23 protein-coding genes are annotated in these 25,388 nt (G+C 66.4%); 12 read left to right on the top strand and 11 right to left on the bottom strand.

Annotated elements, in window-relative coordinates:
* Window positions 1-15: 15 nt before the first annotated feature.
* From QXH22_RS14900 to QXH22_RS14890, 3 genes are all read left to right on the top strand, one after another.
* Entirely contained in the window at window positions 16-1,500 is a 1,485-nt protein-coding gene (locus QXH22_RS14900) for an aldehyde dehydrogenase (RefSeq protein ID WP_306276130.1), read from the top strand.
* Window positions 1,501-1,578: 78 nt separating this feature from the next.
* On the top strand, window positions 1,579-2,574 hold the full coding sequence (locus QXH22_RS14895; protein WP_306276128.1) for a PDR/VanB family oxidoreductase: 996 nt from the start codon (window positions 1,579-1,581) through the stop codon (window positions 2,572-2,574).
* Window positions 2,571-3,671, top strand: coding sequence for an aromatic ring-hydroxylating dioxygenase subunit alpha (locus tag QXH22_RS14890; RefSeq protein WP_306276127.1), 1,101 nt, complete (start codon window positions 2,571-2,573; stop codon window positions 3,669-3,671). Before QXH22_RS14895 ends, QXH22_RS14890 begins: the two co-directional genes overlap by 4 nt.
* A gap of 43 nt (window positions 3,672-3,714) precedes the next feature.
* Here the strand turns inward: QXH22_RS14890 and QXH22_RS14885 are convergent, their stop codons facing one another.
* Window positions 3,715-4,899, bottom strand: coding sequence for an adenylate/guanylate cyclase domain-containing protein (locus QXH22_RS14885; protein ID WP_306276883.1), 1,185 nt, complete (start codon window positions 4,897-4,899; stop codon window positions 3,715-3,717).
* A 16-nt stretch (window positions 4,900-4,915) separates the two neighbouring features.
* Complete coding sequence (locus QXH22_RS14880; protein ID WP_306276126.1) at window positions 4,916-6,247, bottom strand: lipocalin-like domain-containing protein; 1,332 nt, start codon at window positions 6,245-6,247, stop codon at window positions 4,916-4,918.
* A gap of 92 nt (window positions 6,248-6,339) precedes the next feature.
* Between QXH22_RS14880 and QXH22_RS14875 the strand changes: the two genes are divergently transcribed.
* Window positions 6,340-7,824, top strand: a complete 1,485-nt coding sequence (locus QXH22_RS14875) for an aldehyde dehydrogenase (RefSeq protein ID WP_306244902.1) — start codon at window positions 6,340-6,342, stop codon at window positions 7,822-7,824.
* Here QXH22_RS14875 and QXH22_RS14870 read toward each other — a convergent pair.
* From QXH22_RS14870 to QXH22_RS14850, 5 genes are read right to left on the bottom strand one after another with little or no spacing between them, the layout of a single operon-like run.
* On the bottom strand, window positions 7,796-8,236 hold the full coding sequence (locus tag QXH22_RS14870; RefSeq protein WP_306244904.1) for a MaoC family dehydratase: 441 nt from the start codon (window positions 8,234-8,236) through the stop codon (window positions 7,796-7,798). The genes QXH22_RS14875 and QXH22_RS14870 overlap by 29 nt on opposite strands.
* Window positions 8,233-8,706 carry a MaoC family dehydratase N-terminal domain-containing protein gene (locus QXH22_RS14865; RefSeq protein ID WP_306246389.1) on the bottom strand — a complete coding sequence of 158 codons (474 nt, stop codon included), beginning with the start codon at window positions 8,704-8,706 and terminating at the stop codon, window positions 8,233-8,235. The genes QXH22_RS14870 and QXH22_RS14865 overlap by 4 nt, the downstream gene beginning before the upstream one ends.
* A 59-nt stretch (window positions 8,707-8,765) precedes the next feature.
* Window positions 8,766-9,188, bottom strand: a complete 423-nt coding sequence (locus QXH22_RS14860) for a nuclear transport factor 2 family protein (protein ID WP_306276125.1) — start codon at window positions 9,186-9,188, stop codon at window positions 8,766-8,768.
* Window positions 9,189-9,209: 21 nt separating this feature from the next.
* Window positions 9,210-10,778 carry an AMP-binding protein gene (locus tag QXH22_RS14855; protein ID WP_306276124.1) on the bottom strand — a complete coding sequence of 523 codons (1,569 nt, stop codon included), beginning with the start codon at window positions 10,776-10,778 and terminating at the stop codon, window positions 9,210-9,212.
* 10 nt (window positions 10,779-10,788) lie between these two features.
* Window positions 10,789-11,910, bottom strand: a complete 1,122-nt coding sequence (locus tag QXH22_RS14850; RefSeq protein ID WP_306244910.1) for a Rieske 2Fe-2S domain-containing protein — start codon at window positions 11,908-11,910, stop codon at window positions 10,789-10,791.
* Between the two features lie 279 nt (window positions 11,911-12,189).
* Between QXH22_RS14850 and QXH22_RS14845 the strand changes: the two genes are divergently transcribed.
* Window positions 12,190-13,557, top strand: coding sequence for an HNH endonuclease signature motif containing protein (locus QXH22_RS14845; RefSeq protein ID WP_306276123.1), 1,368 nt, complete (start codon window positions 12,190-12,192; stop codon window positions 13,555-13,557).
* A 17-nt stretch (window positions 13,558-13,574) separates the two neighbouring features.
* Here the strand turns inward: QXH22_RS14845 and QXH22_RS14840 are convergent, their stop codons facing one another.
* Together QXH22_RS14840 and QXH22_RS14835 are read right to left on the bottom strand one after the other, a co-directional pair.
* Window positions 13,575-13,766: a ferredoxin gene (locus QXH22_RS14840; protein WP_306276122.1), complete on the bottom strand. Its 192-nt coding sequence runs from the start codon at window positions 13,764-13,766 to the stop codon at window positions 13,575-13,577.
* Window positions 13,767-13,785: 19 nt separating this feature from the next.
* Complete coding sequence (locus QXH22_RS14835) at window positions 13,786-16,167, bottom strand: CaiB/BaiF CoA-transferase family protein (RefSeq protein WP_306276882.1); 2,382 nt, start codon at window positions 16,165-16,167, stop codon at window positions 13,786-13,788.
* A gap of 86 nt (window positions 16,168-16,253) precedes the next feature.
* On the opposite strand from QXH22_RS14835, the gene QXH22_RS14830 reads away from it, so the two are divergent.
* Complete coding sequence (locus tag QXH22_RS14830; RefSeq protein WP_306244916.1) at window positions 16,254-17,075, top strand: FadR/GntR family transcriptional regulator; 822 nt, start codon at window positions 16,254-16,256, stop codon at window positions 17,073-17,075.
* Entirely contained in the window at window positions 17,072-17,800 is a 729-nt protein-coding gene (locus QXH22_RS14825; RefSeq protein WP_306276121.1) for an SDR family oxidoreductase, read from the top strand. The genes QXH22_RS14830 and QXH22_RS14825 overlap by 4 nt, the downstream gene beginning before the upstream one ends.
* On the opposite strand, the gene QXH22_RS14820 is transcribed toward QXH22_RS14825, so the two are convergent.
* Window positions 17,763-18,614, bottom strand: a complete 852-nt coding sequence (locus QXH22_RS14820; protein WP_306244919.1) for an LLM class flavin-dependent oxidoreductase — start codon at window positions 18,612-18,614, stop codon at window positions 17,763-17,765. The genes QXH22_RS14825 and QXH22_RS14820 overlap by 38 nt on opposite strands.
* An 81-nt stretch (window positions 18,615-18,695) precedes the next feature.
* On the opposite strand from QXH22_RS14820, the gene QXH22_RS14815 reads away from it, so the two are divergent.
* Genes QXH22_RS14815 through QXH22_RS14795 form a run of 5 tightly spaced genes read left to right on the top strand, consistent with a single transcriptional unit; the run spans window position 18,696 to window position 24,436 of the window.
* Complete coding sequence (locus QXH22_RS14815) at window positions 18,696-19,760, top strand: acyl-CoA dehydrogenase family protein (RefSeq protein WP_306244921.1); 1,065 nt, start codon at window positions 18,696-18,698, stop codon at window positions 19,758-19,760.
* Window positions 19,757-20,851: an acyl-CoA dehydrogenase family protein gene (locus tag QXH22_RS14810; RefSeq protein ID WP_306244923.1), complete on the top strand. Its 1,095-nt coding sequence runs from the start codon at window positions 19,757-19,759 to the stop codon at window positions 20,849-20,851. Before QXH22_RS14815 ends, QXH22_RS14810 begins: the two co-directional genes overlap by 4 nt.
* The gene (locus QXH22_RS14805) at window positions 20,848-22,005 is read left to right on the top strand and encodes an acyl-CoA dehydrogenase family protein (protein WP_306244925.1); all 1,158 of its coding nucleotides are present in this window, start codon (window positions 20,848-20,850) and stop codon (window positions 22,003-22,005) included. Before QXH22_RS14810 ends, QXH22_RS14805 begins: the two co-directional genes overlap by 4 nt.
* Complete coding sequence (locus tag QXH22_RS14800) at window positions 22,002-22,937, top strand: acyl-CoA dehydrogenase family protein (protein ID WP_306244926.1); 936 nt, start codon at window positions 22,002-22,004, stop codon at window positions 22,935-22,937. The genes QXH22_RS14805 and QXH22_RS14800 overlap by 4 nt, the downstream gene beginning before the upstream one ends.
* Entirely contained in the window at window positions 22,934-24,436 is a 1,503-nt protein-coding gene (locus QXH22_RS14795) for a class I adenylate-forming enzyme family protein (RefSeq protein WP_306244928.1), read from the top strand. Before QXH22_RS14800 ends, QXH22_RS14795 begins: the two co-directional genes overlap by 4 nt.
* A 13-nt stretch (window positions 24,437-24,449) precedes the next feature.
* Here QXH22_RS14795 and QXH22_RS14790 read toward each other — a convergent pair whose 3' ends face one another.
* Window positions 24,450-25,382, bottom strand: coding sequence for a MinD/ParA family protein (locus tag QXH22_RS14790; protein WP_306244930.1), 933 nt, complete (start codon window positions 25,380-25,382; stop codon window positions 24,450-24,452).
* Window positions 25,383-25,388: the final 6 nt, after the last annotated feature.

The following is a 25,388-nucleotide window of genomic DNA, read 5'->3' as shown; positions in this document are numbered from 1 at the left end:
ACGGCCGACACATCCATGAGCACAATCGATTACCCCCAATTGTTCATCGGCGGCACCTGGACCGCCCCCGCGGGCCACGACACCATCGAGGTCCACTCCGCGGCGACCGAGGACCAGATCGGGTCGGTGCCCCGCGGCAGCAGCGCCGATATCGACGCCGCCGTTGCGGCGGCAAGGACGGCCCAAGACGCCCCAGACGGCTGGGCGACCTGGGAACCCAAGGACCGCGCGGACGTCCTCGAGCGATTCGCGGTGGAACTGGAAACGCGAGGTGGCGAGACGGCCCGGCGGGTCTCGATGCAGAACGGGATGCCGATCTGGCTCGCACAGCAATTCGAGGCCGGCTTTCCGCCGTTGCTGTTGCGCTACTACAGCGACCTGATGACCAGTGCACCTGCCGAAGAATCTCGATCCGGCATGTTAGGCGGTACCTCGCTGGTATCCAAGCAACCCATTGGCGTCGTCGGCGCGATCGTGCCCTGGAATGTGCCGCAGGGGATTTCATTCCTGAAGATCGCACCCGCGCTGGCCGCGGGCTGCTCGGTGGTGCTCAAACCCGCCGAAGAAACCGTGCTCGACGCATTCCTGATGGCCGAGGCCGCTGCCGCGGCGGGCCTGCCCGACGGCGTGCTCAACGTTGTTCCCGGTGGCCGCGAAGTGGGCGCTTACCTGGTCGAGCACCCCGGAGTCGACAAGGTCTCGTTCACCGGCTCGACTGCGGCAGGCCGCTGGATCGCCGAGGCCTGCGGCCGGCTGCTGCGGCCGGTAACGCTCGAGCTCGGTGGCAAGTCGGCGGCGATCGTCCTGGACGACGCCGACCTTGCCGCCGCCATGGAGCAGTTCTTCGGGGTCACCTTGCTCAACAACGGTCAAATCTGCTGGCTCAACACGCGGGTGCTGGTCCCCCGTGGCCGGTACAGCGAAATCGTCGACACCATAACCGATTTGGCGCGCTCCTTGACCATCGGCGATCCTCTTGATCCGCAAACCAAAGTGGGACCACTGGTGTCGGAGCGGCAGCGTGAGCGCGTGGAAGGTTACATCGCGAAGGGCAAGAGCGAAGGCGCGCGAATGACCACCGGCGGCTCGCGGCCGGCGGGATTGGATCGGGGCTGGTTTCTCGAGCCCACGATCTTCGCCGACTTGGACAACAACGCAACGGTTTCGCGCGAAGAGATCTTCGGTCCGGTGTTGTCCTTGATCCCATACTCCGACGAGCAGGAAGCGGTCGCGATCGCCAACGACAGCGTCTACGGGCTCGGCGGCAGCGTCTGGTCATCCGATCCGGAACGAGCGGTCAACGTCGCCCGCCGCGTCCGCTCGGGCACTGTCGGAGTCAACCACTACGTCAACGATCCCGTCGCCCCATTCGGTGGGATCAAGCAGAGTGGCATGGGACGCGAACTCGGTCCCGAAGGGTTGCAACCGTTTCAGGTGTACAAGACCATTTATCTGCCACCTTCGCCGGATACCGGCGAGCAAGCGGCCGCAGCACAGTAGCGTGGTGGTCGCACGAAATCCAATATCTCTGGGGTCGAACTGATTTCGTGCCAAACCACGGATCGGAGGAAGTAATCAATGTCTGCGCCCTCCGTTACGACGCCCAGCGCAAACGTCCATGAATTCACGACCGATCTGATTGTTCTGCGCCGGAGCGCACCCGCCGAAGGTGTGGTGGTGCTCGACCTAGCCCATCCCGAGAATGAAGACCTGCCCCGCTGGGAGCCGGGAGCTCACATCGACCTGATGCTCGGCGACGGAGTGACTCGCCAATATTCGTTGTGCGGTGATCCGCGCGATTCGAGCGTCTGGCGCGTCGGGGTCTTGCTCGACCCCAACAGTCGCGGGGGCTCACGATACGTTCATGAGAACCTCGTCGAGGGAGCAACTGTTCGAGTGCGCGGCCCCCGCAACCATTTTCCGCTGGTGGACGCGCAGCGCTACCGGTTCATCGCGGGCGGAATCGGCATTACCCCGATCATGGCGATGATCGAGGCAACCGAACGCTCGGGCAATGACTGGACACTGCTTTACGGCGGACGGACCAGGGCGTCCATGGCATTCGCAGAAGAGCTCGCCAAGCGATACCCCGAACGAGTCACCGTGTGGCCGCAGGACGAACGGGGTCTACTCGACCTTGAATCGCTTTTCAAGGAACCCGAAGACCACACCTTGGTGTACTGCTGTGGACCGGAAGCGTTGCTGTCGGCGGTCGAGCAACACAGCGCACACTGGCCGGCGGGGATCCTGCACATCGAGCGGTTCGCCGCCAAGGCGCCGACCGCGGAGGAGGCCGCCGGAGCACTCGATCACTTTGAGGTGGTGTGCCAACGTTCCGGAGTCAGTTTCGAGATCACATCGGACCAGTCGATCCTCGAAGTCCTTGAGGAAGAGGGCATCCCGATTCTGGGCAGCTGCTACGAAGGCGTGTGCGGCACGTGTGAAGCTCGCGTGCTGCAGGGTACCCCTGACCACCGCGACTCGGTGCTCAGCGAAGCTGAGCGCGGCACCGGTGAAGTGATGCTGGTCTGCGTGTCGCGCTCACGCACCGAGAGGCTGGTGCTGGACCTGTGAAGACCGCGAAGACCAACTACCCGAAAAAGTGCTGGTATGTCGCAGCCACCAGCGAGGAGATCGGTGAAGCGCCGTTGGAGCGACGCTTGCTGGGCGAGGATGTCGTGTTGTGGCGCGGGACCGGCGGGCGCATCACCGCTTTCGTGAACCGCTGCGCGCACCGGGCGTTTCCGCTGTCGCACAGTCGCGTCGACGGAGATCGACTGGTATGCGGGTATCACGGATGTACCTACGACACCGAGGGCAAGTGCGTTCACATCCCATCTCAGCCGCAGGTGCCGACCGGGATGAAGGTGCGTGTTTTTCCGCTCCTCGAGCAACCGCCGTTCGTCTGGATCTGGCTGGGGCAGAATGCCGCTGCCGCCGGCAGTGAACCACCACGCACACCATGGATCAACGACCCGGCGTGGTCGACCTTCGCCAGCTCCTGGCGGGTGAGCGCCAACTATATGATGGTTCACGAACACTACCTGGACTTCAGCTACGCACCCATTCTGCACAGGCGCGACATTCCCGCGGAGATCCGAAGCATGCCGGCTTTCAGCGACGTTGAAGTGACCGAAACCACCGTGTCTTACACACGGCTCCTCCCAGAGGCCTCCCTCACCGACTGGCAGGCCGACGCCACCGGGCTGGACTCTGCCGGCATCTACAAGCACCGCGAGAGCGGCACCTTCGTCTCCCCCGCGATGCACCGCCAATATTGGGAGATTGCGACCGCGAACGGCGATTTGTACACCACCACCCGAACTCACGCCATCACGCCTGAGGACGAAACGTCGACCCACGTGTTCATGCAAGGGTCACGCGACTATCGCACTGATCGCGATGAGGTGACCGCCCGACTGAGGTCGTTTCTGTCGGGGGTTGCCGAACGCGACACCGCGGTCCTGGAGATGGCGTCCGACCACTCCGGATATGACCGATGGCGGGGCGGAGTCGAATTCCTGGCGGACGCGGCCGCCCTGCGTGCCCGCCGCATCGTCGGGGTGATGCTGGCCAAGGAGGCCGGACGAGCGGCGATTCGCCCCGGTCTGGCTCCCACCACCCGAAGTGACGCGCTCAGTCCGCGACAACCCAGCACAGCACGGAGCTAGCAAGGTCCGTGGGCGCGGAGCATCACGAAGGACGCGGCGCCAATCAGGTGACGGGCTCACTTTCCGGGGGCAAATCCCCGATGGCGTGCCGCCCTGCACCGTAGAGCAGGACCTCACCGCGCACCCCTTTGAGGCGACGGGACTCAGCGGCCGACCACGCTATGTCAGTCGTGTCGCCGATGGCGTTGCGTGCGGCTTCGGTCACCCGCACAGTGCCGGCCGGTGCGGCGCTGGTGACCCGGCTCGCCAGATTGACCGGGCTGCCGTACCAGTCACCTCCTCGGTTGACGGCGGGGCCGAACGCGAGTCCGATTCTCAGCCGCGGGAAATCGTCCGCGGCCGCGGCATCAATCAGGTCCAGCAGAGTCACCAGCAATTTGAGCGGGTCTGAGCACACCAGCATCACCGCATCGCCGATGGTCTTGACGAACTGGACCGGGCTTGCAACCACAGTCCTGGCCAGGTCTGCCAATCGAAGGGCCACACCTACGAGTTCTTCCGGCGGCAGCTGTTCGCCCAGCCGGGTGAAACCGACCAGGTCGGCGAAACCGACCGCGACATCCCGCGCACCCGGCAGAGTGCCGGCGGCGCGCTCCATCGCATTGATCGCCTCGGTCTCCATGGAGTGCCGCAAGGCCACCCGCAACAATTCGTCGACCATCGGGCCCAGTAGCGGCTCGGCGTCGTGGGCTAGCATCTCGAGGGCCTGAGCAAGCTCCAGCTCCGTCGCCCCCGGACGCAGCAACGCCTGCAACGCCGCCTGCCTCAACATCACAGCCACCCCCGTAAGGCCGTCCATCAGCAGGCGCACAATCAAGGCCAGCTGAGTGGGGTCGAACCCAATATCGACCAATCGTGCTGCGCCTAAGACGGATTCGGCGTCAGCACGCGAGAGCAACGGCGCATCGGGGTCTTCTGCGCGAACCAGCCCAATGGCGCTGTGCAAGCGCTGCACCAGATCGAGGCTCACCCCGCTGGACTCCGCGACTTCTCGCGCAGAGGCCACCGTGCCGTCATCGCCGATCATGCGAATGGCAGGCAGCAGCATGGGGCTGAACTCGCGGCGGATCTGCTCAACATCGAAGCCGCGCGCAAGCAGCCATCGAACAAGATCGGCGCGCTCCTGACGGGCGCGCCCTTCCAGATCGTCCAGCAGCCCCGATTCCTCGACGTCTAGGTCATCCCGGTCCGCGGCCACCGCGTCAACGTACAACACTGATTCGGCCATCGGCACCTTTGTGCCTTCAGCCCCTTGACAGTTCGGTGATCAAATCCTGCACGACGGTCGCGAGCAACTCGTCCCGACCGGGATCCAACGTCTTCAACAACTCCCGAGCCTCGCTGTGACGCCCCGAGACCACCAGCGAACGAACCCGTTCGACCAATTCATCCAGACCCGGTTCCGCGGATCCGAGTTCGGTGACGCGTGCTGCCAGCACGTCTACCAACTCCCAATCCCGGTACATCGCCAGCGACCGCTCGTTGAACGCGAACCCTGTCACCGCCTGGCCCGCCAGGGTCCCGCGGTAGCGGTACGGACCTTCCATGTATTCGATCGGCAGGCCATGCGCCGGCGCCGCTACCAGCGGCTCACCCACGATGTCTAAATCCAGTGCAGCACAGGTAATCCGGTGACGGTCGGGCATGTACCTCGCCTTGGTCGGCGGCCGGATGAGGGTGCGGACCGCATCTGGCCACCGGACGTAGCTGTCGATCGTAACCTCGAAATCCTCGGCACACTGCGGCGGCCGGTCGTCGGGATAGCTCGTCGTGATTCCGCTAAATGGTTGCAGCGCATTGCCTTCGGTGCGCAGGAACTGTCGCCAGATGCTCATGTCGACGCCATTGTCGAAGTTGATGGTGCGCCATTCGTGCGACCGGGTGCGGGGCGGTTCACCGGTTCCCCCACCCGCGTACTTGGGAAACCACTGCCGGTCAACGTGCCCGGCCGTGCCACTGACCTGTTCTTCCGTCGCGCCCCAACGCAGGGTCCCGGACATCGTCATACCAGTCTGGAAGTACGAATACGTGTCGTCCTGGCCGAAGCAGGCGATCTTGCCGTTATACGTCGACGCCCCCAGTGGGGTCGGCGCCCGGGTGGGGGTGACGGTGAGGTCCAAACGCATGGGTTGGCCCACCTGGTCGGTGCCCACCAGGCTGATCTCGTAGCTGTAGGGCCGCAGCGCACCGTCGGCGTCGCGCAACGTCGCCCAGCGAGCGGTTCCCGTGCCGGTGTCGTAGGCCACGTCGAGATATCCGACGGCACTTGACATTTTCGGTGTCGCACCCGGTTCCATGCTCGCGGGCGGCATGTCGTAGTCGGTGTAGGTGCCGTACTCACCGGTGTCGAGATCGAACAGCGCCAGCGTGTAGAAGTCGGCGACGATGCTGCCACCGGGCCGGTTCCTGTTGAAGATGGTCAGAAACGCAAACGATCGGTCGGCTGCGGCGAGTTCGCCGGCGATGAACCAGGTGTCGGACTCCTGATCAGGGTGCTGACCTTCTGCCGCGGGAAAATCCATTTGGCTGTCCCCGGGCACCAATTCGAACGGGTAGTTACGCCAATCGCCGGTCACGTCACGCCTCGCGTCGAAGGAAACCCCGCTTTTTTGGCTATGTTAGCATCAATAGCGAAATTACCGTCGCCTGCCCTGAGGTGGTTGCCCCCATGACGGCGAGTCTCCGTTCCTACGACAAATTGTTCATCGGCGGACGGTGGCGCAAACCGTCCACCTCGCGACGCATCACGGTCGTCTCGCCGCACACCGAGGAGCCCATCGCGGAGGTACCTGCCGGCTCGGCCGGTGACGTGGACGCCGCGGTCGCCGCCGCCCGGCAAGCGTTCGACCACGGCCCGTGGCCGCGGCTCGAGCCGCATGAACGGATGCGCAAGGTCGAACAGCTGGCCGCTATCTATGGGCGCCACATCGAGGAGATGGCCGACCTGATCACGGCGCAGATGGGGTCGCCGCGGAGTTTCAGCCGGCTCGGTCAGGCTGCCGGGGCGGCTTCGATGATTCATCTGACACTCGCAGCCGCCCGCGAGTTCCCCTGGGTCGAGCGCCGCAGGGGCGTGCTGGGCGAAGCACATCTACGCCGCGCCCCGGTCGGTGTGGTGGGCGCGATCGTGCCGTGGAATGTGCCGCAATGCCTGATCATGCCCAAACTCATTCCGGCGCTGATCGCCGGATGCAGTGTGGTCATCAAGCCTGCCCCCGAAACCCCTTTGGACGCTTTGTGGTTGGCCGAGATGATCGAGCAGCTCGAGCTGCCCGGCGGCGTCGTGTCGGTCGTGACCGGCGGCCCGGACATCGGCGAGGCGCTGGTTCGGCATCCGGGGGTGGACAAAATCGCTTTCACCGGATCCAGCGCCACTGGACGGCGCATCGCGGCGCTGTGTGGCGAGCAGTTGAAGCGGGTGAGCCTGGAGCTGGGCGGAAAGTCCGCGGCCATCGTGCTCGACGACGCCGACATCGCAAAGACGGTGGCCGGGCTGAAGACCGCCGGCCTGATGAACAACGGCCAGGCCTGTGTCGCCCAAACCCGCATCCTGGTCAGCCGACACCGTCATGACGAACTCGTCGACGCCTTGGCCGACATGATGTCGAGCCTCACCGTCGGCGACCCGACCGACGACAACACCGATATCGGACCCCTAGTCGCGCAACGTCAACAGCAGCGCGTGCAGGACTACATCCGGTCGGGACAACAGCAGGGCGCCCGCGTGGTGGTCGGCGGCGCCGACTCCCCCGGGCCGCGCGGCTGGTACGTGCGCCCCACGCTGTTCACCGATGCCGACAACGGGATGCGGATCGCGCGCGAGGAGATCTTCGGTCCGGTTCTGACGGTGCTCACCTACGCCGACGAGGACGACGCGGTCCGGATCGCCAACGACAGCGAGTACGGCCTGGCCGGCTCGGTGTGGACGGCCGACACCGCCCACGGACTGGATATCGCGGCCCGCGTACGCACCGGCACCTACGGCATCAACATGTACATGCTCGACATCAGCACGCCGTTCGGCGGATTCAAGCACTCGGGGATCGGGCGCGAGTTCGGGCCGGAGGGTCTCGACGAATACGTTGAGTTGCAGTCGGTGGCCTGCAACGGAAAGTTACCGCCGCTCAAAGCGGTTGGGGAAGCTGCAGAGTGATCTGCACCGGGCAGCACAGCACATCGTGCTGGTTGCGCACCTCGATGTTCAGGTCGACGAGGTAGCGGGGCGGGTCTACGGTGTCGTCGCGGCGCTTGGCCACCGCCCGCCCGCGGCCGACCATCGTGTCGCCCGCATAGATGGAGCCCACCAGCCGCATGGAGCGTCGCACCACGCGACTGGCCGGTCCGGCCCAGTCGGTGGCGATCCGGTCGGCGAATCCCGCCAGGTGCATCGTATTGACGAAAATCGTTGGGTTGCCTTGACTTTGCGCGTAGGCCGGGTCGAAGTGGCCGGGGAAGTAGTCCCAGGTAGCACCGGCGTTTTCGACCACCCGTTGGTAACTGATGTCGTCGCGCACATCCGGGAGCTCGGTGGGAATGCTGATCGCGTTCCAGTCCAGTTCGCTCACGGAGCCTGCTCGGGCGTGAATCGGAACAGCGTGTTGCGGGAGGTGGCGACGACAGCGCCGTCCTGGCGGCGATAGGTCTCCAGCGTCTCCACGAAATGTCCTACGCCCAGCCGGGTCCGCTTCTCCGGCGACACCGACACCAACTCCTCCACGGCAGTGAGCCGATCGCCCTCCAGGATCGGATGCAGAAACTCCACGTCGTTGGCGGCGTTGATGAATGTGGTGCCGGGCAATGGAACCCGCAGCGCCAGCGACGCGGTCGGCGCGCGACCCCCCGGCTGCCACGGTGGCGGAATCAGCCAGCCCATCAACAATGCCGGCGGCGCCGGCAACCCTCCCCACCGCGCAACGGCGAATTCGTGATCCCAATAAGAACGGTTGCCGTCGCGGACCATAGCGGCGAACAACTGGATACGCGCAGCACTGATGGGTGTGGCCGCCGTGCGGGGTTCACCCGCCGTGCCGACCATCAGCAACGCGTCTTCGTAGGTGCCGAAGGCCAGCTGGTAACTCAGCTCCACGGCGCCGCTCACATGACGAGGTGGCGGCTCGGCACGGAATCCCACACGAGCTCGCGGGACGTGAAGTACCAGCCCCCGCGCTCATAGATCAGCTGATCGCGGTAGGTGCCGGTGGCCTGCAAGGTGGTGTCGTTGTGCACGGCGGCGAAAAGTATTGCCACACAATGCTGTGTCGCGTGCACGCCGTCGATGTGGATCTCATGGTCCACGGCGACCAGGCGCTGCCCGTCGCCGCCGTCGAAGGCCGACCACAGATCGGTGAACGTCTCACCCCCACGGATGTAGCTGGCACCGGAATGGCGGAAGGTGCCGATCCACGCCTCGCGGTTCCCCTCCGAGTAGGCCCGGTTGTGCCGAGCGGTCAAGTCCAGGATGCCCGCACGCCCCGTCGCGGCCTGCAGCATCTGCTGCTCCTGATAGGTCATTGTCATCGTTGCTCTCCAACCTGTCTTTCACCGACTCAGTACGTATCCGTGGCGTTCACGATCCCATGCCCCTGCCGACAATCCCCGGGCCCGCAACAGGTCTTTGCGTATTCGCCCGATGACGTTCCGCGGAAGTTCGTCGACGGTATCGACGTATCGGGGCACGCAGAAGTACGGCATCCGGGTGGCACAGTGATCAAGCAACTCTGCGCAATCCAGTGCCGCGCCGGGCCGTAGCGTCACCACCACGAGGATGTCGTCTTCGCCGAGTTCACTCGGTACGGCGACGGCGGCGGCTTCGGCCACTGCCGGATGGGTCATCACCACCGTCTCCACTTCCACGGACGAGACATTCTCACCGCGCCGGCGCAGCGAGTCCTTGACCCGGTCCACGTACAACAGGTTTCCATCGACGTCGAGCCTGCCCAGATCCCCGGTGTGGAACCAGTCCGGATGGGGCTCCACCTGCAGGCCCGGTCCTCCCGCACCGACGTACCCGTCACTCATCACCTTCGGGAACCTGGGTCGGCAGGTGATCTCACCGACCGATCCGGCCGGCAACTCCACGCCCCCGGAGTCCACGATCCGCACCTCGAAGTTCGGATTCGTCCGGCCCGAGGAGCCTGGCACACCGTCGTAAGAGACACCGTTTACCGCGAGGGGAAATGCCTCCGTCATGCCGTACATGGTGACAATGGTGCAGCGGTAACGCTTTTCGATTGTCCGGTAGGACGCCGCGTCGATAGGTGCGGCCGAGATGAATCGCAACGGCAGCTGCGCGTCGCGCGGATCGGGCGGCAGATTCTGCAGCATCGACACCATCGCGCCGGCGCCGACGAAGCCGGCGGCACCGCGTGCCCGGACGTCGTCCCACACCGTGTCGGGGTGGAACGCGCCGGCGATCACCGTGGTTGCGCCGACCAGCATCGGTGCGAGCACGCTCGGTGCGGCGCTGAGATGGAACAGTGGCATCGCCGTCCACAGCACCTCTTCCGCCGCCAGTTCCCAGGCTGCCACGGCGGTGGCTGCCACCGTGAACAGGTAGTGCCACGACGTGGCAACGGCTTTGGACGGGCCGGTGGTGCCCGAGGTGAAGAACAGCGCGCTCGGCCCGGTCATGGCAGCGGTCGGCACCGCGACGTCGCGGTCCAGTGCTTCGACCACCCAATCATCCTGCGCCACCAATGTTCTTATGCCGTCTAGCTGAGCGGTGATCTCATCGACGCGATGCCGCCGATCGGCATCGGTGAGAATCACCTTGGCCTGCGACAGCCTGAGATTGTGCAGGAGAAAGTCACCCTTGTTGGCCGCGTTCACCGCGGCAGTCACCACGCCGATCCGGGCTGCCCCGAGCCAGAAGTAGACCCATTCCGGGCAGGTTGCGGTGAACAATGCAACGCAGTCACCCGCACCAATTCCCATCTCCAGCAGGAGATTCGCCGCCGCACACGATCGTTGCCGTAGCTGCCCGAAGGTGATATCGGTCCCGGCTACCGACAGCATCACCCGGTCCGGATACTGCTCAGCGCGGCGATCGAGCACTGCCGCGACGGTGAAGCTGTCTACACCGAAGTCGGCGGGCTCCGGGGGTTTCATCAGGCTGCCATCAGGCCTCGGAGGCCGCCGGGTCCGGCTCGCCGTCTGCGGTGTAGCCGAAGTCGTTGGGCGACGGTTGTTTACCCGGGTAGAAACGGTGTGCCCAGCGCCGGAGTGCCGCATAGTCGTGCGCCTCTTCCGGTGCCAGGTTGGGCTTCTCCAGGTATTTCATGTTCTCCCAGGTGAAGAAGTCCTGCTTGATCACTTCCTGCTGCAGGGCAAGGAATTTGGCCGCGCGGCCGGTTGGCGCGTCACCGGTGTCGCCCGGCTCACGGATCGAGGCCTGGGTGTAGAAGTAGTCGGTGTAGTCCTCGTCGACCGGGGTCTGGCCGGTGACCTGGCAGGTGGCCACCAGGTCGCTCGGGAAACGCACGACGCCCAGTCCCAGTGAGTAGTTGTCGTAGATGATCTTGGCGTCCACCGGACCGTTCGGGGTCAACCAGGTCTTGGCCCGGCCGCCGCCGAAGTGGGCGTTGACCGTGGCGTGCAGGTGATAGCCGGATACCTCGAAGGATGCGGTGTTGGCGGGATTGGCCGCCTTGTGCACGTATTGCACGTGATACGGGTCGGCCGCGTTCTCGATGATCATCTGCGCGTGCACCTTGACCCGGTTGACCATCCGGGTGTGCGGATGCAGCGGGTAGTACTCGTCGGTCTCCAGCTCCGGCAGCACCGGCGGCTGCCAGTAGGGCGCGCGGCCGTGCCGCTCGTGCCAGACCAGGATGAAGCCGTACCACTCGGTGGCCGGATAGGTCCGGATGCGGACGTTGTTCTTGCAGCCGATCTTGCTGTACGGGATCAGCGCGTTGGTGCCGTCACCGCGCCACTGCCAGCCGTGCCACGGGCAGACGATGTTTTCGCCCTCCACCGTGCCGCCGACGCCCATGTTGGCACCCAGGTGCTGGCAGTAGGCGTCCAGTACGTGCACCTTCCCGGACTTGGTGCGGAACAGCACCAACTCCTCGCCGAAGTAGTGCACCCGCTTCACCTCGCCGGCAGCGAGATCGGAGGCGAAGCCGACGATGAACCAGCCCGTCGGGAAGCGGTAGGTGGACAGCGCGATCCCTGACGGTCCGAATTCCTGTTCCGAAGGGTCTTCGGCCGCTGCCAGGTCTGAGGATATTTCCGTCACGAGTTCTCCGTTTCCCACGCGGCGGCGCGGCGATGAGGCCGCCCACACTTCACCGCGGTTCGGCGCGTAAGTCTATTTTTACTATTTTAGACATTGAACGTCAACGCGGGGGTGCACGACCAAGTAGGACACGAACTCCCCTGGTCTAGGAACGCCGTAAGCCGATTCCAGCAGCGGCCGCTTTCTGCTGCTTTCACCCACCGCGAAATCGCTTGGGCCGAGGCTCTTTCAGCTTGCAGCGGGCAACGACTTGTCGGTGTCTCTTCGTAGAATTGGGGCATGCCATCGAGTTCGCCAGCGGAGATCGCCGAGGTCCTCGGCGGGCTCGAGGCATGGGCGGAGCGCTTGTGCGAGCTGACTTTTGAGGCCCCCGATACCGCGGGGCTGTTGGGCATCATCGAGGGCGTGCACCGGGTGATCCGTAAGCTGCGCGTCCCGGGCCACCGGGTCATCAACCAACTCACGACAGAGGCCACCAACGAGGAGTTGGGCGGCAACCTGGGGCAGGCATTGGCCGACCGGCTGCGGATCTCCAAAGCCGACGCGAACCGGCTGATCGCCGAGGCCGCCGACCTGGGCCCGCGCCGCGCCCTGACCGGCGAGCCGTTAGCCCCGGTGCTGCCCGCAACCGCCGCCGCGCAACGCCGCGGCCACCTCAGCGACGCCAACATCGCCGCTATCCGCAAATTCTTCGCCACGCTGCCCGATGCCGTGGACGCCGCCACCCGCGACTACGCCGAACGCCAATTGGCCCTGGCCGCCAGCGGCTTTCGCCCCGACGAACTGGCCGAGTACGCCCGCGTGCTCAAAGACTGCCTCAAACCCGACGGCGACTTCCTGCCCGAGCAACCCGAGCGAACCCGCAACCGCGGCATCACCATCGGCCGCCAACAACCCGACGGCATGTCGCAGATCCGCGGGCTGATCACCCCCGAACTGCGCGCCACCCTAGAACCCGTCGTCGCCAAACTCGGCGCCCCCGGCATGTGCAACCCCGACGACGAACACCCCGTCACCGACGGCAAAGCGCCCGCCGACGCGGTCGACCGCGACACCCGCACCCACGCCCAACGCACCCACGACGCCCTGCACACCGGACTGCGCACGCTGCTGGAATCCACAACCTTGGGCCGACACCACGGGCTACCCACCACCATCGTCGTCACCACCACCCTGGCCGAACTCGAAGCCGGCGCCGGACGAGCCCTGACCGCCGGAGGCACCCTGCTACCCATGTCCGACGTCATCCGGCTGGCCTCGCCAGCACACCACTACTTGGCCATCTTCGACAAAGACAAGACCCTGGCCCTCTACCACGGCAAACGCCTGGCCTCCCCCGAACAACGCCTGACCCTGCTGGCCAGAGACCGCGGCTGCACCCGCCCCGGCTGCACCGTGCCCGGCTACTGGACCCAGGTCCACCACCTCGAAGGCTGGATCAACACCCGCCGCACCCACATCGACGAACTAGCACTCGCCTGCCCACCAGACAACCGCCTCGTCGAACTCCACAAATACACCACCCGCCGCAACATCCACGGCATCGCCGAATGGATCCCACCCAAACACCTAGACTTTGGGCGCCCCCGCACCAACTGCATGCACCACCCGGAACGGCCCCTGAAGCCAGAGGCGGACGAACCGTAGCCGGCTTCAGCGTCGCTTTACTCGACGATGCGCAGCGCTGCCCTCGGACACTGTTCGACCGCGGCCCGCACGTCGATCTCGCGATCCGGCAGCACCGGGCCGTCGGCAATCTGCACCACGTCCTCATCCCCCAGCTCGAAGATGTCCGGGGCGATGGATTCACAGAACCCGTTGGCCTCGCACATATCTGCGTCAACGATCACCCGCATCAGAAGATGTCCTTCCTACTCAAAGCCCCACCGGCCGGGTCCCGATCACCCCACTGGACGCGAGATGCGCGAGGTCCTGCCCTGTCAGCCCACACTGATCGCGCAGAACGTCTTCATTGTGCTCGCCGAGCGTCGGCGGCGGACGCAACAACCACTGCTGTTGGCCGTCCAGCAGGGCGAACGGTGGCGTGGGATAGAGACCGGGACCTGTCCGCGGATGATGCAGCGACTCGAAAAAACCGCGGGCGCGCAGCTGGGGATTATCGGTGACCAACGACGGCGAACCGACGGGCGCGGCCGGAACACCGGCCGCCGCCAACGCTTCCACCGTCAACTCGAGCGGTTGCGCGGCGAACCAGTCCTGCAGCACGCGGTCGATCTCGTCGGCCCGTTCGCGGCGCCCGGCCTCGCTGGTCAATCCCTCATCCCGCAACGTGCCGGTCACATCAACCAGCGCGGCCCACTGCCGGTCATCAGAGACGCTGACGGCGATCCAGTCGTCCTCGCCCGCGCACCGGTAAATGTTCTGCAGGGCCCCACCCTGACCCCGATTTCCTCTTCGGCTCAATGTCTTCCCGAAGACCTCGGCCTCGATCGGCTGTATTGCGGTGGTATTCAGCACGGTTTCCAGCATCGGCAACTCCACCTGCTGGCCAGTGCCGGTGCGCTCGGCGAAATGCAGCGCGGCCAGTACCGCGAACGCCGCGTGAACACCGGCCAGTGGGTCGCAGGCACCGCGCGGTGTCACCGGAGGCGTTTCAGGCAAGCCGGTGACCCAGGTGAGTCCGCCGATCTGTTCCATGGTGGGGGCGAATCCCACCCGCTCGCGCCACGGTCCGGCCAGGCCGAAGGCCGGCATCCGGGTGACGACCAGGCGCGGGTTGATCTTCAGCAGCACATCGGCGGTGAGGCCGAAGTGATCCATCACGCGTGGCGAGAAGTTCTCGATCACCACATCGGCCTGGGCGACCAGGGTGCGGAACAGGCCGCGGCCTTCTTCGCTCCCTAAATCCATTGTGACAGAACGTTTGTTGGTGTTCATCGCATGAAACACCCAGCCGTATTCCCACCAGTCGTCCACGTCGGTGCGCATGCCGCCGGAATACCGGATACCGTCCGGACGCTGAATGGACTCCACCTTCACCACGTCGGCGCCGAACGCCGCAAGCAGGTGGGTGGCCGCCGGCCCGGCCCAGAAAGCGGTCAGGTCCACGATGCGCACACCCCGCAGCGGCAGCCCGTCAGCCCCAGCCGAGCCCCCGGATTCCCGCTGCTGCCAGGGTGATTCGTCGTTGTCCGCGCCCAGGCCCGGGGCGGCCCGTAGCGGTGCGGGCCCGCACTCCGCCATCAACCACGGCGGACGCGGCTGATGGAATCCCGCGGGGTTGCTGACGAATACCCCCCGTTCGGTCATGTACTCCATGTCGCGGATCGTGGCGCCGTTGCCCAGGGCCGCGATCGGCAGCCGAAAGAGCTGGCCCAGTTCGACGATCTCCGCGACGGTGCGCTCGGCCATCCATGGGCCGATCGATTCGTAGATGAAGTCGCGGTACTCCCAGCGGCCGATCTGGAAGCGGAGTTGCGGAATCTCCTCGAATTGCGGGCATTCGACCATCGCCGCGAAGTCCAGCCACTGCTGGCCGGTGACCATCGTGATGCCGACATAACCGTCTTTGGCCGGCACGATCGACGGCACTTCCAGCGTCCGGCGGACAGGCGGGACGCGCAGCAGCTGGGAGTGCAGCCATTCGCTGCTCTGCATCGCGGTGATGGCCTCGAGCATGGACAGGTCGAGGTGTTCACCCGGGCCACCCCGCTCCACGCGCCGGCGGACGGCAAGCGCGCCGAACGCCGCGTACACGCCGCCCATGTACTCCCCGAGGTCGCCGCCGATCGAGATCGGCGGCCCGGCCGGATCCCCCCGGAATCCGGTGCAACCCGACCAGGCTTGCAGGGTGAATTCGGTGGCGGCGCGGTCGGCGAACGGTCCGGTCCAGCCGAAGTCGGAGATGGTGACGATAACCGCCCTCGGCATATCCGCCAGCAGTCGCTGGGGATCGATGCCCAGTTCGGCGGCCCGGGCGGGCGCCAAAGCCACGATGACCACGTCGGCCCCGGTCAGAGCTTGCAATCGCTGTGATTCCGGCGACAGGCTGCGTTTGCCGGCATTGAGATAGCAGAACAGCGGCGAGGCTTGACCGGGCGGCACCGGCGAGCAGGTCGCCGAATAGCTCCGCAGCGGATCCCCTTGCGGCGGTTCCACTTTGCGGACCTCCGCACCGGCGTCCACTAACAGCTTCCCGCAGTAGCTGCCGGCCAGTCGGTCACTGATCTCGACGACCCGCAATTCCGCCAGGGGCGTCGGCCGGTTATCGGCCTGGTGACTCACGCGGCTATTTATACCATTACTGCTAAAATAGCTAAGCCAACCGAGTTCGCGGGTCAGTCACCGTGCGCTCTCTCCTGCTGCAGGTTGCGAGGAACCGGATGACCGCCTTGGGCATTGGACCCGACGCCCGTCGCCGACTCTCGGCGCCCAGGATTGCCGAAATCGTAGCCGACGAACTGCGTCGTCAGATCATCGATGGTGAACTGGCCGACGGCGACCTGCTACCGCGGCAGGAAGTGCTCGTCGACCAGTTCAAGGTCAGTCTGGTGTCGTTGCGCGAGGCCCTGCGGATCCTGGAGACCGAGGGACTGGTCTCGGTACGCAGGGGAAACCGCGGTGGCGCCGTCGTCCATGCGCCCGCCAAGACCAGCGCCGCCTACATGCTGGGTCTGGTCCTGCAGAGCGAGTCGGTCGCGGTCAGCGACCTGGGCGCGGCGTTGCAGGAACTCGAGCCGGCCTGCGCCGCGCTGGCCGCCCAGCGGCCCGACCGCGCCGACACATTGGTGCCCGAACTCAAACGGGTCAACGACGCTATGGCCGAAAACCTGGAAGACGGGCGGTTGTTCACCGAGATCGGTCGCGAGTTCCACAATCTGATCGTCCGCGGCTGCGGCAACCACACCATCATCGCGGTCGTCGGCAGCCTGGAAACGTTGTGGAGCAGCCACGAACAACAGTGGGCCGACGAGAGTTCCGCGCGCGGCACCTATCCTTCGCTCACCAAGCGGCGCGCGGCGCTCAACACCCACATCAAGCTCACCGAGACGATCGCCGAGGGCGACGTCGACCGAGCCCGTCGCATCGCCGGGCGCCACCTCGCCGACACCCAGACCTATGTGCTGTCCGGCCGTCCCGAACAACGCATCTACGCACTGTCCCCGCAAGCGTTGTCGCGTCCGCGGGATGTCCGGCGCCCTTGACGACGCCGCGCACCGCGTTGGTCACCGGCGGCAGCGGTGGCATCGGAAAAGGCTGCGCCGCCAAGCTGAGTGAGCTCGGCTACGACGTGGTCGTGGTCGCGCGCCGGGCCGGCCCGCTGCATGCCGCGGCGCACGAGATCGGCGCTCGCGCCATCGTCGCCGACGCATCCGACCCGGACGAATTCGCTGCTGCGATAAGCCCACTGGAGCACATCGACCTCGTCGTTCACGCCGCCGGTGCGCTGGGCGGAACCTATGCGCGCAAGCAGACATTCGAGCAGTGGCGCACCATCATCGCGGCCAACCTGGACTCCTGCTTCGTGGTGACCTCCGCGGTGCTGCCGCGGATGCGCCCGGGGTCACGCCTGATCTTCATCTCCTCGTCGGCATCGCATGAGCCGATGATGGCGCGGACCGCGTACTCGGCGTCCAAGGCCGGCATGAACGCCTTCGCCCGTGCCTTGGCGATGGAAGTCGACCGGGACGGCATCGCCGTGCATCTGGTGACGCCGGGTCCGGTGGAAACCGAGATGCTGCAGGACGTTCCGTTCGAGATGTTCGCGATTCAGGTGTCCGACATCGCCAACGCGGTGGCATGGCTGGACACCGTCGATCCCTCGGTCGACCTCCCGGAGATCAGGCTCAGTGCGGTGCAGCGCGGGCCCTATGCCCGGCCGCCGGTGGTGCCTACCGAAGTGCACCGGCGCCGTTCGGGAAGTTCCTGATCACCGATTCGCCGAACTCTTCGAGGGTCCCCGGTGCCGCAAAGTCGGCAAACCAGACGTAGCACCGTTCCACCCGCTGGGCGGCCAGGCCCGCGAAATGGGCGATCAGCTCGCCGGCGTCGCCACAGACCAGACCTGACCCCAAATGGCCGAAGCGCCGGACACTCACCTCGCGCACGGTCGCGGGATCAGATCCCGCACGCGCAAAGCCGACCATCTGCTGCACCGATATGCGGGCCGATCCGGTGGATCCCGCCAGCCGCGGCAGCCGGTCCAGGTGATTGGCCTGTAGGTTCCACCAATCCGCATACTCGGCAACGAGTTTCATCATCCGAGGACCGCTGCCGCCGAGCACCAGCGGTATCGGGTGTGCCGGCCCCGGATGTTGGTCCCCGGCCCAGTACCGGCTGATCAACTCCAGATGGCGGCCGAGTTGCTCGACGCGAGCGACCGGATCCTGCTGACCGACATTGAATTTGGCGAACTCTGCGGGCCAGGAGCCGGACCCGAGGCCGAGGTCGAAGCGACCGTCGGAGGCGGCGGACAGCGTGACGGCCTGCTTGGCCAGCACCGCCGGATGCCGGAACGCGTCACACAGCACCAGGTGTCCGATGCGCAGCCGTTGAGTCTTGGCTGCGACCCAACTGGCAACGCCCATTGCCTCCCAGATGTTTTCGTCGGGCTGACCTGGCGCCTCGAGATGGTCGATGAACGCGATGCCGTCGAAACCGGCCGCCTCTGCGCGCTGAGCCCGCTCCACGATGTCGGCCACCGGCAATCGGACCTGCGGCAGGAACAGATACCACTCGACCATCCGACCACCTAAGCATGTTCGCCGCCGGCTGCGATTGCGTGCCGCTCGCTAGTTTACTATTTTTATTATGTTAGGGGTCTTATGGATGTTGGTCTGACTTCGGAGCAGCTGGAGCTGCGCGACACCGTGCGCGCCATCCTGCGCGCCGAGTGTCCCCCCGACGCCGCCCGCCAGGCGAGCGAGGATCCGGAACGCTGGCGCGCCCTGTGGAAGACGTTCGTCGACCTGGGCTGGACTGAACTGGCTGCGTATGAGGCCGACAGCGAGTTCGGACCGGTGGAACTGACGGTGGTGCTTGAAGAATGCGGCGCTGCGCTCGCGCCGGTTCCGTTGCTGAGCAGTGTGGGCCTGGCCGCCGGCGTTCTCCACGCGGCCGGCCCGCAGATCGGCGAGGTGCTTGCCGAGATCTCCTCGGGCGTGGTCGCAACTCTGGCGGTGCACTCTCCCGGCGTCCGGCTGCCGGGCGCCCCCATGGCGTTGCGCGACGGCCGGCTGCGCGGACGGGCGGTCGCCGTCCCCAACGCAGCCCGCGCTGAGCTGATCGTCACCCTCGCCGACGCCGACGCCGGCCCGGTGGCCGCGGTCGTGCGCGCCGGTGACGGCGTCACGGTGACGACCGGCGAGTCCACCGACCCCGCGCTGCCCGTCGTCGACGTCGAGATCGACGCCGCTCCCCTGGCCGTCGTACCGGTGGAATCCATCGAAGCCGCTCTGGCGGCACCGCTGCTGGCGATTGCTGCGGACCTGGTCGGCGTGGCCGCGGCAGCCCTGCGACGCTCCGTGGAACACGCCAAGACGCGGCGTCAGTTCGGCAGCCCCATCGGCGCTTTCCAGGGCGTCAAACACGCATTGGCGGACAACTACGTCGGCGTCGAACGCGCCCGCAGTCTCACCTACGCGGCCGCGGCCCAACTCGGCACCGCTGACCTTGACTGGACCACGGCCGCGCTGGCCAAGGCCGCGGCCGCGGATGCCGCGAGCGCCTGCGCGCGCACCATGGTCCAGGTGCACGGCGCGCTGGGACAGACCTGGGAGCACGATTCGCACCTCTACGTTCGGCGCGCCTGGCAGGGGGCGGCAATGCTGGGCGACAGCCGCTCGCTCTACCACGAGGTAGGCCGCCGGTTCGCGGAAGGCACGAAATGACCTCCATCACGGCAGAATTCGGCGCCTGGTTGAGCGACTTCCTGCCGGAGGACTATTACCGGCGCTATCGCGAGTACCGCTGGGACATCCCATTGCGGCGCGACTATCAGCGGGCGGCGTTCGAAGCCGGCTGGCTGCAACCCACCTGGCCCCGCGAACACGGCGGCCGGTCCCTGGGTTTGCGCGACGCGATGGAGATACGCATCGAAGCCGCGGTACGGTCGGCGCCGAAGCTACCCAATATCCAGGGCCCCGGTGTCGCCGCGCCCGGGATTCGCCAGTTCGGCACACCCGAGCAGATCGACCGCCTGCTGGTGCCGTTGCTGCGGGGTGACGAATGGTGGGCTCTGGGCATGTCCGAGCCGGAAGCCGGTTCGGACTTCGCCGGCCTGCGCACCCGCGCCGAGCGTGACGGTGACATGTTCCGGGTCAACGGTCACAAGATCTGGACCACCCAGGCCCACGAATCACGCTGGTGCACCCTGTATGTCCGTACCGACCCGGAGGCGCCCAAGCACCGCGGCATCTCGTGTCTGATTCTCGACCTGGCGTCACCCGGTGTGCGGATCGAGCCCATCCGAATGTCGTCGATCTCCGATGAGACGTTCTGCGAGGTCTTCCTCGACGACGTCGAGGTGCCGGTGGCGAACCTGCTGGGTCCCCTGCACGGCGGTTGGGCAGTCGCGATGTCGTCGTTGCATCATGAGCGCCAAATGATCTGGATCATGAACTGGGTCGAGATCAAGCGCGGCCTGGACTCGGCCCGGGCGCACGCGACCGATGACCTGTACACCGAACTGGGCACGCTGATCGCCGACGCCGAAGCGTTGCGAGCCACCGGATACCGCGCCCTGGACAACGAGCTCGCCGGCCGGCCCAGCCCAGAGGCCGACATCATGAAATTGCTCGGATCGGTCACCTTGCAGCGTGTTTGGGAACTCAGCGCGGCCGCGGCGGGCCCGGCTTCGACGGCCGACCCGGACCTGTTGTTCGAACGGCAGGACGCCCTGGCCGCGACCATCTACGGCGGGACCTCCGAGGTTCAGCGCAACATCATCGCCGAGCGGCTGCTCGGGCTGCCGAAGGGATGACCACGATGGATTACGACCTCGGTGACGACGCGGGCGAACTGCGAAACCGGTTGCGGCAGCTGATCGCCGAACACATCCCAGCTGACTTCCTGGGTGCCTGCACCGACGACCCCGACGACCTCGCCACCACCGAATCCTTCTGCAAGTTGCTGGCCGCCGAGGGGCTGCTGGCCCTGGCATGGCCGAAAGAGCACGGGGGCGGCGGTGGTTCAATCTGGCAACAGACGGTGCTGCGCGAAGAGATGTGGGCCAACTACGAGCCCCGCGGACCGCAGTACATGGGGATCAACTGGGTCGGCCCGGCGATCATGCGCTACGGAACCGCCGAGCAGAAGGCCAAACACCTGTCCGGGATCGCGTCCGGGGAGGTGATCTGGTGCCAGGGCTTCTCCGAACCCGAAGCCGGAACCGACCTCGCGTCGTTGCGCACCCGCGCCGTTCCCGATGGTGACGGGTGGCGGATCACCGGCCAGAAGGTGTGGACGTCGTATGCCCGGATGGCGTCCTGGTGCGTGCTGGCCGCCTGCACCCACCCGGATGCGCCGAAACCCAAGCGGCTCAGCCTGTTCCTGATCCCGATGGACCGGCCCGGCTTCACCGTCCGCGGCATCCCGTCCATGCTGGGCCCTCATCATCTCAACGAGGTGTTCCTCGACGACCTGCCGGCGTATCCCGATGATGTGCTCGGCGAGCCCGGGGACGGCTGGCGGGTGATGCGGGAGGCGCTGGCGTTCGAGCGGGTCGGTATCGCCCGCTACGCCCGCTGCGAGTCGCTACTGCACCGGATGCAGGCCGAACTGGGAGCCGACTGGGACCGGTTGCCCGAATCGATTCGGGTGCGCTGGGTTCGGGCGCTGGTCGATCTGCGGGTCGCCCGGTTGATGGCCTACCGCGCCGTGTCGCTACAGGACGACCCCGCGGCGGGCGCGGCGGCCAGCGCAGCACGCATCGCCACCACCACCTGCGATCAACTGGTCGCCGAACTGCTCTTCGACGTACTCGGCCCGACGGCACTCGACAGCGGCAGCTCAGCGGCGCTGTACGGTGCGGTCGACGATCATTGGCGCTACGCGCAGGCGGCCACCGTGGCCTCGGGCACCATCGAAGTGCAGCGGATGATGGTGGCCCGTGACGTGTTGGGAGAGCACCGGTGAATACCGAACTGCCACAGGACATCACCGACTTCGCCGCCGTTGCGGTCAAGCGGCTGGCCCGCCTCGGCGGGCCACCGGCGGCGCTGCACGCCGAGACCGACGACGGCGTCCGGCTCGCCGCACGCGACGCGCTGACCGAGGTCGGCGCCTTCGACCTCGACGTCCGGTCCGGATCCGACGACCTGCTGGCCGCTGCGGTGCTCTGTCAGGCGGCCGGAGCGACGGCCCTGCCGTACCCGCTCGTCGAGGAGCTCTTGAGCGTCGACGGTGTCCGGCTGAGCCTGGTCAACCCCGAAGCGCCGCGAATCGACCACGGCGATCTGCAAGGACCCTGGCTCGCTGCCGATCTCGACGGCACTCGCTACCAGGTCCGCCCGGCACTGCGGACGACCGCCAAACTGGGGCCGTTCCTGGTGCCGGCCACGTTGTCGGCACCCGACGGCACGGTGCCGGCCGCCGACGTTAACCTTCATCTCGTGCTGGGATCATGGCGGATTCTGGGTGCGGTGCAGCAGGCGCTGGACATCGCCACCGGGCACGTGCAGGCGCGGGTCCAGTTCGGTAAACCCCTGGCCGATTTCCAGTCTGTCCGCTTCGCGGTCGCCGATGCCGCGGTCGCGGTGCGCGGCCTGCACGAACTTGCCAAGTACACCCTGTGCAGGCCGGAATCGTCACCGGCACAGAATCTTTCGTCAGACGCACTGATACTGCGGTTGAAGGCGGCCGAGACGGCGCGTCAAGTGCTGCGCACCGCGCATCAGTTGCTCGGCGCACTGGGCTTCTGCGACGAGTCCGACATCAGCGTCCTCGATCGCCACACCCAGCCGTTGATCCGGCTGCCGTTGAGCCCGGAGGCGCTGGCCCTGCGGCTGATTCCGGACGTGCGCGACGGATCCTTCGAAACGTTGTTCAACGGACGCGTCCCGGCATGAACCAGCCCGCCAGCGCCGCCGTCACCGGTAACGTGCCGCCCAACCCGTTCGAGGACGGCGTCCCGTTCGCCACGAAGCTGGCCGAGCTCGCGGAGCAGAAGCGAGACGACACCGCGGTGACGATCGTCTCGCTGGACGGCAGCGCACATGCGGTGACCTTCGGCGAACTCGACGCCCGCGCCAATCAATGGGGCCGGGCCCTGGCCGCCCGCGGCGCCGAGACGGGTTCGCTGGTGGCCCTGGCGATTCCCAACTCGATGCATCTGGTGCTGGCGACGCTGGGCTGCTGGAAGATCGGCGCCGTACCGATTCCCATGCACTGGGACCTGCCCGAGTGGGAACGCGACCGGGTGCGCGCGGTGATCAACCCCGCCGTGGTGGTCGATGAGACCACGCGCTGGGAACTGGACGCATTCGCGGCAGCGGCACCCGCGGGTCCGTTGCCTACCGCCGTCTCTCCCACCGCCAACGGCATCTGCTCCAGCGGCTCGACCGGGGTGCCCAAGGTGATTCTCAACCTGGCCCCGTCGCTGTGGATACCCCAGCAGGGCGAGCCCTTTCTGGAGAATTGGACACCGGTGCCCAAGCCACAGCGGATCATGGTGCCCGCCCCGATGTATCACACCAACGGCTTCGCCCCACTGCTGATGCTACTGGGCGGCGACCACCTGGTGATTCTCGAAAAGTTCCACGCACCAACGTTTGTCGACGCCATCGAGCGCTACCGGATCACCAACTTCACGGCCACGCCGACCATGTTGTCCCGCGTGGCCGCACTGCCTGATATCGGGCGGCGCGACCTGTCCAGCATCGTGTTCATCCTGCAGGGCGCGGCCGTCATGCCGCCGTCCCTGCTGCACACCTGGTTCGAGTTGCTCAGCCCCGAACAGATCGTGATGGCGTACGGCATGACCGAAAATCTCGGCCTCACCGCGTTGCGCGGCGACGAGTGGCTGAGCCACCCGGGCAGCGTCGGTCGCGGCTTCCGGGACACCGAGATCCGGATTCTGGACGCCGACAAACGGCCCCTCGGGCCGGGCGAGCACGGTGACATTTATCTGCGGGCTCCGATGAGCGCCGGCTATCGCTATCTGGGCGGGGCGCCGCCGCTGCCGTCCACCGAGGACGGGTTCCGCTCGGCCGGCGACATCGGCCACCTGGACGCCGACGGCTACCTGCACATCACCGACCGGCGCGCCGACATGATCATCAGTGGCGGCGCCAATGTCTTTCCCGCCGAGGTGGAATCGGCGCTCATCGGGCATCCCGGCATCGTCGACGTCGTCGTCATCGGATTGTCCGATACGCGATGGGGACGACGGGTCCACGCCGTCATACACGCGGCCGACCCGCTGACCGAGCAACAGGTGATCGACTACGCCAAGAGTCGGCTCGCTCCCTACAAGGTTCCGAAGACGGTGGAATTCGTCGACGCCATCCCGCGCACCGCGGCCACCAAGGTGAACCGTTCCGCGATGGTCGCGGCGCGCGGCGGGTAGCCAGGACACTCCCTCAGCCGCGGGAACTCCGGTCGGCGCGCTTGGTGTGGGCGAACCCGTCGGCGATGGACGCGGCCAGTTCCAGAAACGCCTGCCGGGTTCGGCCGGCCATCAAATCCAGGACGATCTCCGACCCTTGGGCCAGATGGTCGTCGAAGGGAATCACGTGCACCGCGCGGATCCGGGTGAGGAACTGCGCGGCCAGCTTGTCCAGTTCCACCGATGATTTCCCAGGCCGTGACGCGCTGATGACCACCGTGGCGTTGGGAACCAGATGCCCGCGGCCGTGGTGTTCGAGCCAGTCCAGAGTGGCGAACGCGCTGCGGGCGGCATCGATCGCGGGCGAGGCGACCAACACGATGGCATCGGCCTCGTCCAGCACCGCCGACATCGCCGAATGCACCAGCCCGGTGCCGCAGTCGGTGAGGATCAGGTTGTAGAACCGCTGCAGCAGGCGGATCACCACGCGGTAGTCGGCGTCGGAGAACGCTTCTGAGGTCGCCGGATCACGTTCGGACGCAAGGATTTCCAGCCGACTTGTGCTCTGTGACGTGTGCCGGCGGATGTCGGAGTAGCGAAAGATGTTGTCGTCCAACAACAGATCGCGCACCGTCGAGCGGCTCTGGTCGGGACCACGCTGGGCCAGGGTGCCGAAGTCGGGGTTGGCGTCGACCGCGATGACCCGGTCCCCCCGGATCGCCGCGAAGGTGGAACCCAGCCCGACCGTGGTCGTAGTCTTGCCGACGCCGCCCTTCATCGACAGCACGGCGATGCTGTAGTCGCCTCGCACCGGCTGGCTCACCCGCGCGACCAGCTTCTGCCGCGTGTTCTCCTGTTCGGACTCTTTGGGATTCAGGCCGGTGACCCGGTGCACCACCTTGCGCCATCCGCTCTGTGGGAGCGGCCGGACCCGACGTACCAGCCCCAACTCGGTGTGCGAAGGCATCCGCGG

Origin of the sequence: Mycobacterium sp. TY814 (genome assembly GCF_030755175.1) — a bacterium.
Lineage (GTDB): Bacteria > Actinomycetota > Actinomycetes > Mycobacteriales > Mycobacteriaceae > Mycobacterium.
Note: the sequence above shows the minus strand (reverse complement) of the source record. Positions and strands in the feature narration are given on the sequence as shown.

What these genes read in the sequence shown, in the direction of transcription:
- QXH22_RS14900 (WP_306276130.1), top strand. Translation starts at nt 16, where the DNA reads ATGAGCACAATCGATTACCCCCAATTGTTCATCGGCGGCACCTGGACC.
- QXH22_RS14840 (WP_306276122.1), bottom strand. Translation starts at nt 13,766, where the DNA reads ATGCGGGTGATCGTTGACGCAGATATGTGCGAGGCCAACGGGTTCTGT.
- QXH22_RS14795 (WP_306244928.1), top strand. Translation starts at nt 22,934, where the DNA reads ATGAACCAGCCCGCCAGCGCCGCCGTCACCGGTAACGTGCCGCCCAAC.
- QXH22_RS14830 (WP_306244916.1), top strand. Translation starts at nt 16,254, where the DNA reads ATGACCGCCTTGGGCATTGGACCCGACGCCCGTCGCCGACTCTCGGCG.
- QXH22_RS14820 (WP_306244919.1), bottom strand. Translation starts at nt 18,614, where the DNA reads ATGGTCGAGTGGTATCTGTTCCTGCCGCAGGTCCGATTGCCGGTGGCC.
- QXH22_RS14805 (WP_306244925.1), top strand. Translation starts at nt 20,848, where the DNA reads ATGACCACGATGGATTACGACCTCGGTGACGACGCGGGCGAACTGCGA.
- QXH22_RS14790 (WP_306244930.1), bottom strand. Translation starts at nt 25,382, where the DNA reads ATGCCTTCGCACACCGAGTTGGGGCTGGTACGTCGGGTCCGGCCGCTC.
- QXH22_RS14815 (WP_306244921.1), top strand. Translation starts at nt 18,696, where the DNA reads ATGGATGTTGGTCTGACTTCGGAGCAGCTGGAGCTGCGCGACACCGTG.
- QXH22_RS14860 (WP_306276125.1), bottom strand. Translation starts at nt 9,188, where the DNA reads ATGACAATGACCTATCAGGAGCAGCAGATGCTGCAGGCCGCGACGGGG.
- QXH22_RS14885 (WP_306276883.1), bottom strand. Translation starts at nt 4,899, where the DNA reads ATGGCCGAATCAGTGTTGTACGTTGACGCGGTGGCCGCGGACCGGGAT.
- QXH22_RS14865 (WP_306246389.1), bottom strand. Translation starts at nt 8,706, where the DNA reads ATGGTCGGCACGGCGGGTGAACCCCGCACGGCGGCCACACCCATCAGT.
- QXH22_RS14855 (WP_306276124.1), bottom strand. Translation starts at nt 10,778, where the DNA reads ATGAAACCCCCGGAGCCCGCCGACTTCGGTGTAGACAGCTTCACCGTC.
- QXH22_RS14895 (WP_306276128.1), top strand. Translation starts at nt 1,579, where the DNA reads ATGTCTGCGCCCTCCGTTACGACGCCCAGCGCAAACGTCCATGAATTC.
- QXH22_RS14810 (WP_306244923.1), top strand. Translation starts at nt 19,757, where the DNA reads ATGACCTCCATCACGGCAGAATTCGGCGCCTGGTTGAGCGACTTCCTG.
- QXH22_RS14875 (WP_306244902.1), top strand. Translation starts at nt 6,340, where the DNA reads ATGACGGCGAGTCTCCGTTCCTACGACAAATTGTTCATCGGCGGACGG.
- QXH22_RS14845 (WP_306276123.1), top strand. Translation starts at nt 12,190, where the DNA reads ATGCCATCGAGTTCGCCAGCGGAGATCGCCGAGGTCCTCGGCGGGCTC.